This window comes from Planctomicrobium limosum (genome assembly GCF_051465645.1).
Classification (GTDB): Bacteria; Planctomycetota; Planctomycetia; order Planctomycetales; family Planctomycetaceae; genus Planctomicrobium.
Genome location: NZ_CP195790.1, coordinates 2450539 through 2465883 on the forward strand (window position 1 = coordinate 2450539; position 15345 = coordinate 2465883).

Annotated in this window: 10 protein-coding genes; 7 read left to right on the plus strand and 3 right to left on the minus strand. The window is 52.0% G+C overall.

Features of this window, described 5'->3' with window-relative positions; genetic code table 11:
* Positions 1 to 185: 185 nt before the first annotated feature.
* From SH527x_RS09175 to SH527x_RS09185, 3 genes are all read left to right on the plus strand, one after another.
* A complete protein-coding gene (locus SH527x_RS09175) occupies positions 186 to 1271 on the plus strand; it encodes a hypothetical protein (protein WP_437194358.1) in 1086 nt (361 codons plus the stop codon).
* 177 nt (positions 1272 to 1448) lie between these two features.
* The gene (locus SH527x_RS09180) at positions 1449 to 2450 is read left to right on the plus strand and encodes an RluA family pseudouridine synthase (RefSeq protein WP_437194359.1); all 1002 of its coding nucleotides are present in this window, start codon (positions 1449 to 1451) and stop codon (positions 2448 to 2450) included.
* A 56-nt stretch (positions 2451 to 2506) separates the two neighbouring features.
* Positions 2507 to 3385: a fumarylacetoacetate hydrolase family protein gene (locus SH527x_RS09185; RefSeq protein ID WP_437194360.1), complete on the plus strand. Its 879-nt coding sequence runs from the start codon at positions 2507 to 2509 to the stop codon at positions 3383 to 3385.
* Positions 3386 to 3503: 118 nt separating this feature from the next.
* On the opposite strand, the gene SH527x_RS09190 is transcribed toward SH527x_RS09185, so the two are convergent.
* Positions 3504 to 4688 carry a hypothetical protein gene (locus tag SH527x_RS09190; protein WP_437194361.1) on the minus strand — a complete coding sequence of 395 codons (1185 nt, stop codon included), beginning with the start codon at positions 4686 to 4688 and terminating at the stop codon, positions 3504 to 3506.
* A gap of 637 nt (positions 4689 to 5325) precedes the next feature.
* On the opposite strand from SH527x_RS09190, the gene SH527x_RS09195 reads away from it, so the two are divergent.
* Positions 5326 to 7140: a hypothetical protein gene (locus SH527x_RS09195; RefSeq protein WP_437194362.1), complete on the plus strand. Its 1815-nt coding sequence runs from the start codon at positions 5326 to 5328 to the stop codon at positions 7138 to 7140.
* 107 nt (positions 7141 to 7247) lie between these two features.
* Here the strand turns inward: SH527x_RS09195 and SH527x_RS09200 are convergent, their stop codons facing one another.
* Positions 7248 to 8576, minus strand: coding sequence for a hypothetical protein (locus tag SH527x_RS09200; protein WP_437194363.1), 1329 nt, complete (start codon positions 8574 to 8576; stop codon positions 7248 to 7250).
* Positions 8577 to 10047: 1471 nt separating this feature from the next.
* Here SH527x_RS09200 and SH527x_RS09205 point away from each other — a divergent pair.
* From SH527x_RS09205 to SH527x_RS09215, 3 genes are all read left to right on the plus strand, one after another.
* The gene (locus SH527x_RS09205; protein ID WP_437194364.1) at positions 10048 to 11169 is read left to right on the plus strand and encodes a GumK N-terminal domain-containing glycosyltransferase; all 1122 of its coding nucleotides are present in this window, start codon (positions 10048 to 10050) and stop codon (positions 11167 to 11169) included.
* A 280-nt stretch (positions 11170 to 11449) separates the two neighbouring features.
* On the plus strand, positions 11450 to 13051 hold the full coding sequence (locus SH527x_RS09210) for an NAD(P)/FAD-dependent oxidoreductase (protein WP_437194365.1): 1602 nt from the start codon (positions 11450 to 11452) through the stop codon (positions 13049 to 13051).
* Positions 13052 to 13241: 190 nt separating this feature from the next.
* Complete coding sequence (locus SH527x_RS09215; protein ID WP_437194366.1) at positions 13242 to 13748, plus strand: hypothetical protein; 507 nt, start codon at positions 13242 to 13244, stop codon at positions 13746 to 13748.
* Between the two features lie 36 nt (positions 13749 to 13784).
* On the opposite strand, the gene zwf is transcribed toward SH527x_RS09215, so the two are convergent.
* Positions 13785 to 15323 carry a glucose-6-phosphate dehydrogenase gene (gene zwf / locus SH527x_RS09220; protein ID WP_437194367.1) on the minus strand — a complete coding sequence of 513 codons (1539 nt, stop codon included), beginning with the start codon at positions 15321 to 15323 and terminating at the stop codon, positions 13785 to 13787.
* Between the last annotated feature and the right edge of the window lie 22 nt (positions 15324 to 15345).

Here is a 15345-nt window from a genome sequence, read left to right on the forward strand (position 1 = left end):
TTTCCGATCTTGTTGTTCCTCACAATTTGACGGGCTCCACAGGCCATGCCTGCAGGATTCACTCACGGATGTCGTGAGCCGCACACTTAATTAACAGACGGTGCCTTCATCGGACTTTCCAATACCTGGAAACCGGAGAATGCACAAACGAACTGGCCGGAACAGGCCGCAGGCTGTGATTGGCGATGACAGGACCAAATCCAACTACTGACTCACCAGATCAACACCACCACAGTCATTCTGAGCCGAACGAATTCGGGAAGCTTCTGAACAAAGGTGCTGGCGTTGCGAAGCCTTACACAAACCAGCTTCTGGCTGGCGGCATTGCATTCATTGTCGTCCTGGCAGGAGCGATGTTCTGGTTGCGTGGAACACACGCTCAGAACACCGTCGGCTGGGACGAATTCGCAGTCTGTCGGGCTCCAGAAGACTATCAGGCACTGGCCGATAAATACCCAACTCAACCAGTTGGCCAAGCTGCCCGACTGCAGGCAGGTCGGCAATACCTTCGTGAAGGGCTTGAACAATCTTTGACCAACCGCGCCGTCAGCGACGAACGCATCAAACAGGCGAAAGACGCCTTTGACGCATTGCTGAAACCAGGCGGAAGCCCACAGTTCCGAGAAGAAGCCCTCTACGGATTCGCAACCTCGCTCGAAGCACTCTCTGACGGCAACGACAAAACTGCCATCGAAGCTTACGAGCAACTGTTGAAGGACTACCCGGAATCACAGCACCGACTGTGGGTCAACACCCGTATCGCAGCACTGAAATCCCCGAATGCAGAAGGCTTCTACGCCTGGTTCCGTAAGCAGAATCCAAAACCAGCGGACCGCCCAACTCCACAGGATTCAAAGCCAGCATCTCCAGACGACATCTTCAAAGATCTCCAGCTTCCAACAGGCAGCGGAGCACCTGCTGCTCCAGCCGGAGAGATGAAGATCGAACTGCCGAAACTGGAAGGCGAAGCTCCAAAGGCGATGCCAGCTGACAAGGAAGCTCCAGCTGCAAAAACACCAGAAAAAGCTCCTGCAATGCCAGCTCCGGCTCCTGAAAAACCAGCGGAGATGCCTGCAGAAACAAAGCCAGCTGCTGAAAAACCGGCCGCTGAAAAACCGGCAGAAGCCAAACCAGAAGCGGGCAAGCCAGCAACTGAAAAACCAGCTGAAGAAAAGGCACCAGAGAAGGCAACTGAAGAGAAGAAGCCTGAGAGTGAAAAGCCTGCTACTGAAGAAGCAAAGCCAGCAGCAGAAGCTCCAGCAGAGAAGTAAGGGCAACCTGCTTCTGTTGATCGCCTGATACTCAAACAATGGATTGCCACATCGTCAGTCGAGTGGCAATCCATTTGCTTGTTGGCAGGTGAGAAAATCCGATGCGGCACGAACACAGAGTCGTTTTCGTTGCTCGCGTCGAAACACAGTTCTTTTAATGATTGCGAATGACGTCCGATGAGTGAAGAACTCTCGTCCGAGATTCAAACGCTCACGGTTGAATCCCGAGGGCATGGATGGCGTGTCGACCATTACCTGACACGCATCTTTCCAAACCACAGTCGCGGACTGTTCCAGAAAGCGATTGAACAGGGGGCCGTTCTTGTCAACGGATTGCCTGTCAAAGCGAGTCGCCGTCTCCGTGTGAATGACCGCATTTCGGTCAAGTTGCCTCAAGAGGCAGACAGCAGCATCGCGGCAGAAGACCTTCCGATTGAAGTCATCTACGAAGACGATGCAATCGCTGTCATCAACAAGCCGGCGAACATGGTCACCCATCCCGGTAAGGCGAATTACACCGGGACGCTTGCCGCTGCGGTTCAATTCCACTTTGACAATCTCAGCGATATCGCTGGTCAGCTTCGACCGGGGATTGTTCACCGTCTGGACCGCGACACCACTGGCGTCATCATCATTGCCAAGGACAATCAGGTTCACAATCGCCTGACCAAGCAATTCGAACAGCGTACGGTGAAGAAAGAATATCGGGCGATTGTTCGAGGAGTGATTGATCGGGATTCGGACTACATCCGGACTCACGTGAAAGTGCATCCCAAAGCACATGAGAAGATGATCGTCTGTGCTCCGGACGACAAATCACGGGAAGCCATCACGTTCTATCGTGTGCTGAACACTTTCCGCGGTTTCACCGAAGTTCAGCTGCTTCCTGAGACGGGACGCACACACCAGCTGCGTGTCCATATGCAGTACCTGAAGCACCCGATCATTGCTGACCGCCTTTATGCTGGTCACGACAAACTCCTGCTCTCGGAACTGGCCGGGACTCCAGCGATTGCCGATGAAGTTCCGCTTATCAGCCGTCAGGCACTTCACGCCCATAAGCTGAAATTGCGACATCCGGTGACGGACGCGATTATGGAATTCGAAGCTCCCCTCCCACCAGACATGCAACAGCTGCTCAAAGCACTCCACGAACACCGCTCGGTGAGTGGACGGTAATCAATTTAACAAACGCACATCTTCCTACTGCCTTCACACATGGAAAGCATCTGCTCATGAAACTGGCAAAGGTTCGGACTGCTGACACTGCTGTTGCTGTTGCCGTTGTTGAAGATGAGCTCGTCAAAGTGCTTCCGTTAGAACGACTCACAGGGATTTCGACACTGGCCGATCTCCTTCACTCTGCATCCCCCAAGGAGCTCGTGAACCAGCTGTTGCCACACGCGACAGCATTGCCAATTGCGGAAGTCACTTTTCTTGCACCAGTCGATCAGCAGGAAACCTGGGCAGCAGGAGTGACTTACAAACGCAGCCAGATCGCCAGAATGGAAGAATCGGAATCAGCGGCGTCTCACTACGACAAAGTGTATTCCGCAGATCGCCCTGAAATTTTCTTCAAAGCGACACCCAACCGAATTTCAAGTCCCGGTGAACCTGTCCGCGTACGTATGGACAGCAACTGGTCCGTTCCAGAACCAGAGTTCACACTGGTACTGAACCCGAAACTTCAGATTGTTGGCTACACCATTGGCAACGACATGTCGGCCAGAGATATCGAAGGGGAAAACCCACTGTATCTGCCGCAGGCCAAAGTGTATCGACAATGTTGTGCAATCGGCCCTTGTATTCGCCTCGCCGATGGCCCGTTGGATCTGGCTGCCACTGAAATCACACTGACAATTTCTCGCAGCGGAAATCAGGAATTCCACGGTACGACAACTCTCGCCCAACTTCATCGCAAGTTACCTGAACTCGCAGAATGGCTGGGACGGGAAGACGACTTCCCCACTGGTGCGTTTCTGCTCACTGGGACAGGGTTAGTCCCGGAGAACCAGTTCACACTGGAAGATGGTGACGAAGTCGAGATTTCAATCACCGGAATCGGCACGCTCAGGAACCCGGTCGTCAAAGGCAACCGCGTATCCGCTTCCTGACAATTCGAGCGAGCGCACAGACGGGGCGTTCAACAAACAATTCAGAGACACAAACAACAGCAGGAGTCAGTAACCATCTGACTCCTGCTGCTGTTTGTACTTTGAAGAAACACGCTGATTACTTGTCCTCGACGAGGCCTTCCATCATGACAACTTCGAAATCTCCGCCGTGAATCTTCTTCAACTTGTGAAGGTTGTCGTCATTCCATAGTGGATGGGGAGCCCCAGAGATAAACCAGTCACTTCCGTTATCAGCCAGGATCATGCCGTAGCGTTTCAGTGCCGTCAAAATCACCTGCGTCTCTTCAGGGAATGAGCTGATATCGAAGTCCTTCTTCAAACGGACCCGCATCCCCAAAGGAGGCAAGTCCAGCGATGTGTGTCGACTGGCCCAATGCGTTGCCGGTGGGACAAACGCCCGCCGCGTTTTCTGCACAGTGAAGCGCAAGGCATGGCGAATCTCTTTCAACTCAACCGTTTCGTCATAGCGGACCAGTCCCGGAAAAATCGGCAGTCCCGCCGCATCCGCACTTGTCCAGCCAATGGGTCGACTTGGATGTTCTTTCAAATTGAAGATCGCGCCGGACTCCGCCTTCCAGATGAGCCCGCCAGCAACAGGGAAAGCTCGAAACAATTCATACAGGGTCCAGTTGTCCCGGTCGACGACGATCACATGGCGGTCGCCATCAACGTTGGGGTCTCCTTCAATCGGAGCATTGGTTGGAACGGGATAGGGTCCTGGATCGCTTTCGTCGCCATAGGCCGTGTAACGAATCGGGTAGCGTTTCTGATCCCCTGACACGACAACATAGGGAATCCCGATCGGTGCTCCGTTCCACAATCCGGACCCAAAGTCTGGGTGAATGTTCCGGTCTCGTCCAATCGTGTTAATGATCACATCTGACAGCGGGTCGACTGGCAGATCGTCAATTCTCTGATTCCAGGCGTTATCCTCAGGAAACGGGAGCTTTCCCCCGAGAGCTGCTCCCTCGCCCAGATGAACAACGCCCTTCTGAAAGGGACGCGGAATACTGCTATTCACAGGTTGCTGAATCGCAGCGTTCTCATCTTTTGGTGCTAACCGAGGCCCTGGTTCTTGTGCACCACTTTGGCCGGAAAGCTGTTCGGGTTCTGACGATTCTGCGAGTGGCTTCGCCTGATAGAGCGCCCCAGCTCCATTCAGAGTTCCTCCTCCGTCGCGTGCCACCAAATCTTCGTTGCCATACATGACAACTCCAATGAGAGTCAGCGTGACAACTCCCCCTAACAGGATTAGGTCGAAATGCTTCGGCAATCGGTTCATAAAAACTCACCAAACGGAGTCACTGAATTCGCTTCAGGCATGAAATTTGTACAGGTGTTGTTCAGTGTGATGGCGAGTGAACGGATCCGTCCCCCCCAATACACGATGAACTGAACAGGATCAGAGTCGCCACCCGCGATAAAACGAGCAAAATCAGGAGACCAACAGAGCGATTTGTGATTCCGTCGTGTGAAAAACTACCTCATACACGGAAACCTGGGCCAAGTTTTTACAACAGATCACTGACTACACATACAAAACTCTTCCCAAACTACCATTGCAACCCGATCAGCGAGAGTGTTGCAGAATTCACGATCAGCATTGATGGATTAGTCGCCGGGCCTGAAACGAGATTCCGGCGAATACCTTTCAACTTCAAACCAAATACCGTGTAGACTTTTCAAAACAGCCTTGAATTTGTGTGAAAAATTCAACTTTTGAGATTCAGAACATCAGCAATTCCCCGATTGGATTGAATTTTTCTCCGCAATTGAGCGGAGTCCTGAAGGCTCGGACACGAGCGATGAATGTGCGTAACGGAGTGCGACTTCTGCGTACTGAGGCGTCCAGATTTCTGTCCAACGCGAAAATTGTGACCTACACTTTCGCTTGGGCAAAGAATGAATTGAGGTCAATTATGACCGAAAACAAGTTGCAACCCGGCCGAGCATTTCGACAGCTCACCCTGATGGCGTTTGGCATCGCCGCCAGCGCTGCAGCTGTCTTGCCTGAATGCCACGCACAAATTCAGAGCGTTCCTGTTCAGGGGGGCTTCCCTCAGAATCAACAAGCTGTCCCATACAGGCCGTTCAGCCCTCAACCGGCTCAACAACCTGCTCAGATGCAGTTCCGACCACAAGTTGCTCCACAGCAATTTGCCCCCGGACAGTTTTCACAGCAGCAGCAATCTCTGGTACCACGGTATCCGCAACAACAGATGATGCCTGGTCAGGGACCGATGGCTCAAGTTGCGGTGCAGCAATCCGTATTGCGAATGACAACGCATCAGGGTGTCCACGAGATGGCCTCTCGTCACCCTCTCTGTATTCTCATTGGCGAACGAATTGCCAGCCACCTGATTGCCAATGAAACCCGTGATGAAGGTCCTTTTCAGGACGAAATCATGGGAGCCCGCATTCAGGGAAACCAGCGGACCAGCACTCGCACTCGCATTGATTTCGTGGACAACCCTGTCGCGATTCAGATGAATGTTGTTCTCAATGGGATGACATTCAGCCAGACATTGAGTCAGGTTCGTCAGGCAGCAATTCAAAGTGCCGGGAGTGTTGAGTTCGAAGTTGCAAAGCAGATCGAATTCGACGGCACTCGACTTTCCACGAGAACTCCTTCCGCGTTCATGCGAGTGAACCAGCAGAACCTTGGCGCCTCGACTCCGATGAACCCGATCCCACTGTTAGGGCCACTCGCCAGCAGTGTCGTCATGAATGCCGCAGAGCAGCGTCGGCCGATGACGGAATCGATCGCAGCTCATCGTATTACCCAACTTGTTGCCCCGACATTCAACAACCGACTCGACTCCGAGTTGGTCAAGTTGAACAAACTGTTGGCAGTTGATCTGCGGAACATGCTGACTCAGGCACAATTGTACCCCAGCCACATTGCCACCAAATCAACCGAAGAAGCGGCCATGTGGGGCGTCGCATTTGAAACCGCTGCCCCCTCCACAGCCAACCGTCCCAACATCCAACAGATTTCCACTGGAGTACGTAAGGTCAAAGCCTTACCGGCCCGACAGCTTCTGGAAGCACCGAGTCTGTCTGGTCCCGAGTCATCCCCTTCAGCAAACCTTCCAAATCCGTTTCGTCTGACCGGAGTCGATTTGCGCAATCAGGCATCGATGCTGATTCACGAATCACTGATTGCCGACTTGGCCGAACGCTTTGAACTCGGTGGGAAAGATATTCAACCTGAACTCCTGAACTCTGTGCTCGGCAATCCCGCCACAGATAAACCTGCCCCGTCCGTTGGGACATTGGTACTGGATGTTGAAAATCCAATTTCAGCCACCATTACAAGTGGCGAATTCCTGATCACCGTCCGAGCGGGTTTTAAGCCTGTCCTGGGGCCGGAGATTTCGACTCAGGAAGCCGTCTTTGCCTTTAACCCTGTCCTGACCGAGGACCATGTCACCCTGAAACCAGAACTCCGCACAATCACCCCAGCGAATCAAAAAGAGAAATCAACCGGCATCTTGCAAATGGCCGGTGAAGCAATGGTTCGCAATGCCATTGAACAGAAGCTGAAAGAAATCAAATTACCTCGCGTCGTTAACCTGCCTCGCTCAGAAGATCAGGCTCCTCTCGCATTGCGATTGAAAAACCTGACTCTGGCAGACGGTTGGATGACCTGTGATTACGAGGTCTCCGGCAATGCAGTTCCACAGTTCAGCGATGCCTCAGAAGCCGTAGTTGATGCACCTGCCACTCAGTAATTGAACAGATGCGCACAGGGCGAAAATTCAAGAAGGAGCGGCTTTCCAGTCTGGAACGCCGCTCCTTCGCTTTTCACATCAATCTGGCCCGCAGTAAAGATCTCTGGTCACGAACTCGGTTCGTTTGTCGCTTCTTCGCCTATACCAGAATCATCCAATTGAGATTCATCTCCGTCAGTTGAAGTCCCGGTTCGAATTGCTTCAAGTGCGGACAACGTCTGCCCGAGCCAGTCGTCATCTTCTGTGTGCCCAAACCGACTGCGGAGAATCGACTCTGCTTCACCGTTGGTCAAAGAATCAATCAGCCGAACAATCAACAAGACTTCTTCACGATTCTGGTTGAGTAATGACCGCCGCAGATCTTCAACAAGAATCGGCAGGATTCCATCGGCATCAATCGCGTCAAAATTCGTGTAGAGCAGGCGAATCGCACGCATCCGCACTTGATGGTCACGTTCTTTAGTGAGCACATCGACGATGGTCGCCTGTAATTCTGGAGTTCGTTGAAGCACTTCCAGAACCCCCATCGCCGCAAATCGAGCTCGCACAGAGCGGTGCTTCAAGCATTCCAAAACATCCTGATCGGCAGCCGCAGCCTGAGTTGGGTGAGCCGCCAGAATATCCAACGCTCCCTTGGAAAGACTGCTGTCATCATGATGAAGGGCACGAACTAACTCCTCAGTCAAACCTGGAGTCAGTTCGAACTGTTGAGCCCCCATATCCCAAAAACTATCGAGTGCCAACGCATCGGATCCGGTTCTCAGGCGTCGTTCCCAGAACGGGACAAGATCCCTCCCCGTCGGGCGTTTTTCGAAGATCTCAGTCGTGTCGGACTTCTTGAGGAACTTCAGTCCTTGAGTCATCGCGTCTCTGGAATCGCGTGCCAGTTCCTGCTGCCAGTTGCCAGGCGTTTCTTGCCGTAACCAACAGTTCAACGCCATTGCGTACCCGAATTGCAACGCGTTCAGATTCTTCGTTTGATTCATCATCCACGTATACAAACCGACGCCCCGTGGAGGAGTTCCGAGCAGTTTGGCGTTGGCATTGAAGACCCCGAATCCGAGGAACACCGTCATCAGATCGAGCAATGGCTCAACGTCCGGCTCTTTTCCTGTCAGATGTTGTTCTGACTTCAAGACCGCTCTGGCGATTTCCCGAGAGACGATCGCCAGAACACGATTGGGGTCAGTCAAAGACGCCTGGGGAATCCGGACAACAGGTGTAGAATCCAGACTAACCAACGCCCCCCCTTCTGCAGTCGCCTCTGCCGGAGCCTCGATCTCTAGTGTGATTGGCTGCTTGAGTTGCATGATTCCGACGATGCGATCAAAGGCCGCACGAAGTGAATCTGCCTCAAACCGTGTGGCAACATTGAAGTCTCGAAGAGTCTGCTGGCCAGACGACTGTACGCGGTTTGGTCCCAATCGGTTCGTCAACCAGCACATCCTCCTCTCAAGCCAGAGACGCTCCTCAAGTGACACTGGGCACGCTGGCTTAAAACCGAACAGAGAGAACATGGATATTGAGTCTCCACTCCACGCTAAGATCGCAGTTACTGATGACGTCTCAGAGAAGCCTGTCAAGCCATGGAAAATTTGTCAATCCAGCACCGCACCTGCTTCCGCTGAAACAACTTATGCCACATCGCTTCCTGAATGCATTCAACCGGCATCACGTGAAAAGAGATCAAGAAAACGAGCTGCAGTCCAGATTAAAGGACGCAACAATTACGCAACATCCTCAGGGAAGTCTGCGCCTAAGATGAAAATGCAGAGGGTTCTCAGATCCCGTTTTTCGCTGCTAGTAAAGCAATTCCAACACTGGCTAGTTCGAATGTTCTCTGTCCAAATCGCCGAAACTTCCACCGACAATCGATCTGCCTATCGCCTTTTCCAACAATGCTTAAAATCCAGAAACAGACAAAATGATGCCGGTCCACGGGGTTAGCCCTAGCATTCAGGGACGGACCAACTGCAAGCGATCAACAACATGCCTTTTGGGCGAAATCATGAGGAAGTAATATGAATTTTATCGAAAACAGCCCCTCAGACATTTCGTCACAGAAGTCTTGCAGAGCGATGCTTGCGTCTGCCTCTCATTTGCTTGAAAGAATTGGAAAACTTGCTCTTGACGGAAATCACCGAATCCGTCTTGTGAATATTCCTACAGGAACAGTATCTTCGCAGCAACGAACTTCCGAAAGCTAGAGAGACATCGCGATGCTCGGTGAACTACAGTTGGAGTAACCTTTAAAAGTCACTGTCGATACCGAATGAGAATTCGCCGTCGCGATAATCAGAATTCATCCCGATTCGTTTTCAGATGACCACTTTGACAGGCGGATTCATTTGAAATCCTTGCCCCCCTAACCGTCCTCAGAGTTTCCTAGATGTCTCAAAAACCTAGCGAATTTGACCACAAGTCGGACGTCATCTCGTGCCTCAGACTGTGTGGCTGAGGGGATTGTCAGTTCTCGTTCGTAGACGCGTCCCCCGTTTTTGGACATGCGGTGAAAACAACTCAAAAGAACTGGACGATGGATGAGAACGTAGCAGGGCAACATCGCTAGAAAGTTGGTATCGAAGAAACCGAATTAACATATCCATAACGTCTTGACGATCGCTTCATTAGTCTAGACGAATGTTATTACGAAGCAGAATCCGCACCAATGCTTTCGTTCAACAAGCATTGGAACCCGAATTAGATATCCAGCCACTGTCGATGTGCAATAACTGAAACCACGGATCACCCACAATCAGCTATAGCAATACACCTGTATCCCGACACTGTTGATCTAACCTGCCATTTGAAAACAGAGTTCACCTGAGCGAAAATCCAGAATGCAATTGAGGCGGGTTCACATGAATGCATTGATTCGCGAAGTCGTACTTGAGGTTTTAGAATTAAATGAAATCAATTCGTCGGTTGGTTATCGTGACCCAACACTTTTACTCTTCAAAACGAAAAGCGAATTTTCACTTCTTGGCGGACGCATTTGCGAATCTCGGAATTGAAGTAACATTTGTCACGACACAGATCAGTCCAATTTCGTGGCTCAAAAAGGGAGACACCCGACTTTGTCCAGAACTGTGGCAAGAATCTGGAAGGATCATCGAGAAGCGACCGAACCTCAGGAGTTTCGTCTGGCTAACTCCGTTCCATACGTTCACTTTGAAATCAAAGTTGGCCGATCAGCTATCAGGTCCGTTCTTCAATCTTTACGAAAGGCTTCCACTTGGAAAACTTGCTCCGGTACTCAAAAATGCCGATGCCGTTCTTTTTGAAAGCGGAGGAGCGATCTTACTGACGGACCGTATCCGCAAGATCAACGGAACTGCTAAGCTCATATATCGCCCATCAGACGACCTTACCCATTTAGGGAGTCATCGAAACATCGTTAATGCTGAACGCAAACATAGGGACAAATTCTCTCTTATCAGCGTCCCCTCAAGACGCGCAGCACAACATTTCGACGGCCACAGAAACGTAAGATATCAACCACACGGAATTGACAAACTGGTCTTTGAGACGTCAGCCCCGAGCCCTTATCCAGGTTCCAAAAGAGTTAATGCTGTTTCAGTTGGCTCATCGTTTTTTGATTACAAGTTCATTGAATTGGCAGCTCAATCTTTTCCTGACTGGCAATTCCATGTCATAGGCACCATGGCATCGAAGAGTCCTCTAAACAACATTACCTACTATGATGAAATGCCATTTCATCAAACGATTCCCCATCTCCGCCATGCAGACATCGGTCTAGCTCCGTATGTTGACCACGCAAGTGCAAGCGGGCTGGCTGACAGCTCTTTGAAAATAGTTCAGTACACTTGGAACAGGCTACCAGTAGTTGCACCCGTATTCTGCATGCGCACCGATAGACCTCATATTTTCGGGTATGAACATTCGCAGCCGGTGTCCATCGTTTCTGCATTGCAATCCGCGTCCACATTTGACCGCTCAACAATCGATCGCAGCCCCATCAAATCCTGGTCGGAGTTAGCAGTCGATATTCTTGAGTCTGCGACGTAGCGGTTACTCGGAGAATCCGCTTTCTGCAGCATTCTTACTCCTTGGAGGGCGGGTTAAAACTGTCTGATCGCCATCGACCACTCTCAGTGCTTCAGACAACTGGCGTTCTGACGCTGCTTTCCGCTATCCTGTGTGGTCCCGTTCTGAGAAGTGCCGCCTCTTTCTTCCGTACGATTTCGTCGAGACGGAAAACTGTCGATGCCATCTTCTCAGTCACTGATGGAACAACCGGAGTCACCGGTCACATCAAATTTGATTTTGCCTGAGTAAAACGTCTTTTATGCAAGTCCGCCTGATCAATCTTCGTCTTCCAGTTGAAGCCGGTGAACTCGAACTCGCCCGACAAATCAGCCAGCGTCTGGGGATTAAAACTTCCGACCTAGGCACCTGGCGAATTCTTCGCAAAAGTCTCGATGCGCGTTCCAAACGAGACATGCAGTTCGTTTACACGATCTCGGTTCAAGTGGCAGACGACCCGAAACTCGCGGACCGATTGCTGCGTAAAAAGGACGTGGACGCTTTTATCCCGGAAACCTTCGATGATCCCCCATCAGGTTCCATTGGAATTCAGAATCGCCCCGTCGTCGTTGGAGCTGGTCCCGCGGGTTTGCTGGCCGGGTATTACCTGGCAGTCCGTGGCTATCGCCCGTTGATCATCGAGCGAGGCTATCCCGTTAAAGAGCGTGTGCCTGTCATCCGCAAGTTCGATCGCGAACACGCACCGCACGATGAAGAAAACAACTACCTGTTCGGCGAAGGAGGAGCAGGCTGTTTTTCAGACGGGAAACTCACTTGCCGCATGAGTGGAGCAGACGTCGAATGGACGTTCAAAGCGTTCATCGAATGCGGGGGGCCAGAATCCATTCTTTACGATCACCGTCCGCATCTTGGAAGCAACAAGCTGCCGATGATCTGCCGTAACTTCCGCCGCCGCATTGAAGAATTGGGGGGCGAATACCGGTTTGCCTGCCGTCTTGAGAGCATCGACATTCAAGATGGCCAAGTGGTGGGGATTGGCACATCTGGTGGACCTATTCCAACACAACATTTGATTCTTGCTACCGGACACAGCGCCCGCGATACATACGAAATGCTGCATGGCACCGGGATTCCGATGGAAGCCAAAGCATTTCAATTGGGACTGCGAATCGAGCAACCACAGGCAAACATCAACGCTTGGAAATACGGCAAGAAAGAATACGCAGACCTGTTGGGAGCGGCTGACTATTCAATCATTGCGAAAGGCGATCGCGACCTGTTCACCTTCTGCATGTGCGCTGGCGGCTATGTCATCCCGAGTGTCTCGGAGTCAGGCCAGTTCTGCACAAATGGAATGAGCAATTCCCGCCATGATACAGAGTTCGCGAACTCGGGAATGATGGTGACTTTGGAACCACATCTGTTCGGAAGCAGTCACCCCTTGGCAGGCATGGAGCTACAACGGAAATTCGAGGCCGTTGCTTTCTCCATCGGCGAAGGCGAGTACTATTGCCCGATTCAGCGTGTGAGCGACTTCCTGAATGAGCGAGTCGTCATCGGAGACCGCAAGTACCCTGGCTCGTACGAACGCGGGACCATCAGCTCTGACCTTCGAAGTGTCCTGCCGACTGTCATCAGCAACGCGATCAGAGCTGGTCTCCCGATCATGGACGAAAAGTGGCGAGGCAAGTTCCTGAAAGACGCCATGCTGGTCGGTCCTGAAATGCGAGGAAGTGCCCCACTTCGCATGGACCGTGACCGAGTCACCAAGGAAGCGCCGGGAATTGCCGGGCTGTACCCCGTCGGAGAAGGGGCCGGTTACGCCGGCGGAATTGTCAGCGCTGCAGTCGACGGACTTCGCAGTGCTCGAGAGATTGTCCGTCGCTTTGCCGCACTGAAATAGACCAGCGATTTTGAATTGAACGCCCTGAGCGGAACTCGTTCCTCTCAGGGTGTTACAACAACACGATTCAAGCTCAGTCGTCGAACCAGCAAGAAACCAGTACGCAGGTGGATTCTCGATGAGGCCACGGGACAATCCATTTCGAACGGACTGTCTTCACGCGTTGGCATATCGCTTCCTCGAACGCGACATGAACACCCTTGTCACGTTACTGGAGCAACAGAACTATCGGGGAGCGATCGTCGGCCCTCATGGACATGGAAAATCGACGTTACTGGTGGAACTGGCTGCGAAGCTGGAGCTGTCAGGGAAGTCGACGCACTCTCTGCGGCTGAATGAAGAAACCCGATCGAGAAACGGCCAGCTAGTCCAAGATTGGCTTCGGACTGTTACGTCGGGGCAGATCCTGTTGCTTGATGGAGCAGAACAACTGTCTCACTGGCAGTGGTGGCGAATCAAGCGTCTCTCAAAACAGTACGCCGGGCTGATTGTCACCGCACATCGACATGGAATTTTGCCGACCGTCTATGAATGTCGGACATCGCCAGAACTCCTGACGGAACTCGTACAGGAGCTCAATGAGCGGCACCCCATTCCAGCCCAGCTTGATGTTTCCCTGACACACCAACGACATCAGGGAAACATCCGGGAGTGCTTACGTGCCTTCTACGATCAGTGTGCGTCTCACCCTTCATAAGAAACGATGAGTCGTACTGGCCTGACAGTTGACAACTTACTTTTTGCCGTGCACGGAATAGGACTTTCCTACCTTCTTGATTGAAGGCTCTCTCCAGGCACGACCAGTTTTCTCCAGCATTTCTGCTGCTTCCTGTGGCCCCCAGCTTCCGGCAGCATACGGCTTCGGCTGATGGTCCGGCTTCTCCCAGGCTTCCAGAATCGGCTCAACGAAAGCCCAGGCTGCTTCCAGTTCATCGCTTCTCGTGAAGAGAGTCGAGTCCCCCCGAATCGCATCGAGCAGCAGGCGCTCATACGCTTCCGGCAGTTGAGTGTCGAAGTCCATGAAGTTGAAGTCCATGTCCACAGGCTGCAGCTGATACTGCATTCCGGGATGCTTGGCTGAGAACTTCAAAGCAATCGACTCTTGCGGCTGAATACGGAAGATCAGCTGATTGGGTCGCGTTTCGACCATTTCGCACAGATTCCCTTCGCACTCGACCGTGTGAAAGAGATTCAATGGAGGATGCTTGAACGTGATGGCAATCTCACTGACTCGCTGAGGCATGCGTTTGCCAGTTCGCAAATAGAACGGAACCCCGGCCCAACGCCAGTTATCGATCAGCGCCTCGACAGCAACATACGTTTCAGTATTGGAATCAGGCGCGATGCGGTCCTCTTCGCGGTAGCCGTTCTTATGCTCTCCGTTGATGTCGCTGGCAACGTATTGCCCGGCAACAGCCCAACTATCGATTCCTTTATCACTTCCCGGCCGCATCGTATTGAGCACTTTCAGCTTCTCATCGCGAAGGTGATCGGCATCAAACAGTGCTGGCGGTTCCATTGCAACAAGGCAAAGCAACTGAAGCACGTGATTCTGCAACACGTCTCTCAACGCCCCGGACTCGTCGTAGTATCCGCCTCGTGCCCCTTCGATCCCCTGTGCTTCGGCGACCGTGATCTGCACGTGATCGATATGGTTACGGTTGAACAACGGTTCGAAGATCGAATTTCCGAACCGGAACAACAGAATGTTCTGGACGGTCTCTTTCCCGAGGTAGTGATCGATGCGGTAGATCTGATCTTCGAGAAGCAGTTTGGAAAGTTCGGTTGAAAGCTGCCTGGAGGATTCGAGGTTCCGCCCGAACGGCTTTTCAATGACGACTCGCAACTTCGACGAGTCGTTTGGAACCATCCCTGCATCCGAAAGTCCTTTGATGGACTGCAAGAAGAGTTCAGGCGACAACGCGAGATAAATGATTCGTTCGCCAGGAAGCCCGAGTTCACTTTCAAGAGCTTCAACATCTGTTTTGAGATTGTCGAAGTCACTTGGATGAGACAGATCCGCTGGGATGTAACGCACTCTTTGGGCAAAACTTTCCCAGTGCTGCATCTCTTCTGCCGAGACTTCTTTCTCGACTGCAGCCTTCAGCTCGGAGCGAAACTCTTCGTCCGTCTTTTTGCGGCGAGCCACACCGATAACTGGCATTTTCTCTGGAAGGAACCCGTTCCGGCTCAATGAGAACAGAGCCGGGATCAGTTTTCTGGCTGTCAGGTCGCCTGACGCCCCGAAGATCAACAATGTCGGATTCTTCATTACGACATCATGATTAGAGGTT

Excerpts from the sequence above, each read along its gene's own strand:
- SH527x_RS09205 (WP_437194364.1), top strand. The coding sequence starts at position 10,048 with ATGAAATCAATTCGTCGGTTGGTTATCGTGACCCAACACTTTTACTCT.
- SH527x_RS09190 (WP_437194361.1), bottom strand. The coding sequence starts at position 4,688 with ATGAACCGATTGCCGAAGCATTTCGACCTAATCCTGTTAGGGGGAGTT.
- SH527x_RS09180 (WP_437194359.1), top strand. The coding sequence starts at position 1,449 with ATGAGTGAAGAACTCTCGTCCGAGATTCAAACGCTCACGGTTGAATCC.
- zwf (WP_437194367.1), bottom strand. The coding sequence starts at position 15,323 with ATGAAGAATCCGACATTGTTGATCTTCGGGGCGTCAGGCGACCTGACA.
- SH527x_RS09175 (WP_437194358.1), top strand. The coding sequence starts at position 186 with ATGACAGGACCAAATCCAACTACTGACTCACCAGATCAACACCACCAC.
- SH527x_RS09215 (WP_437194366.1), top strand. The coding sequence starts at position 13,242 with ATGAACACCCTTGTCACGTTACTGGAGCAACAGAACTATCGGGGAGCG.
- SH527x_RS09210 (WP_437194365.1), top strand. The coding sequence starts at position 11,450 with ATGCAAGTCCGCCTGATCAATCTTCGTCTTCCAGTTGAAGCCGGTGAA.
- SH527x_RS09195 (WP_437194362.1), top strand. The coding sequence starts at position 5,326 with ATGACCGAAAACAAGTTGCAACCCGGCCGAGCATTTCGACAGCTCACC.
- SH527x_RS09185 (WP_437194360.1), top strand. The coding sequence starts at position 2,507 with ATGAAACTGGCAAAGGTTCGGACTGCTGACACTGCTGTTGCTGTTGCC.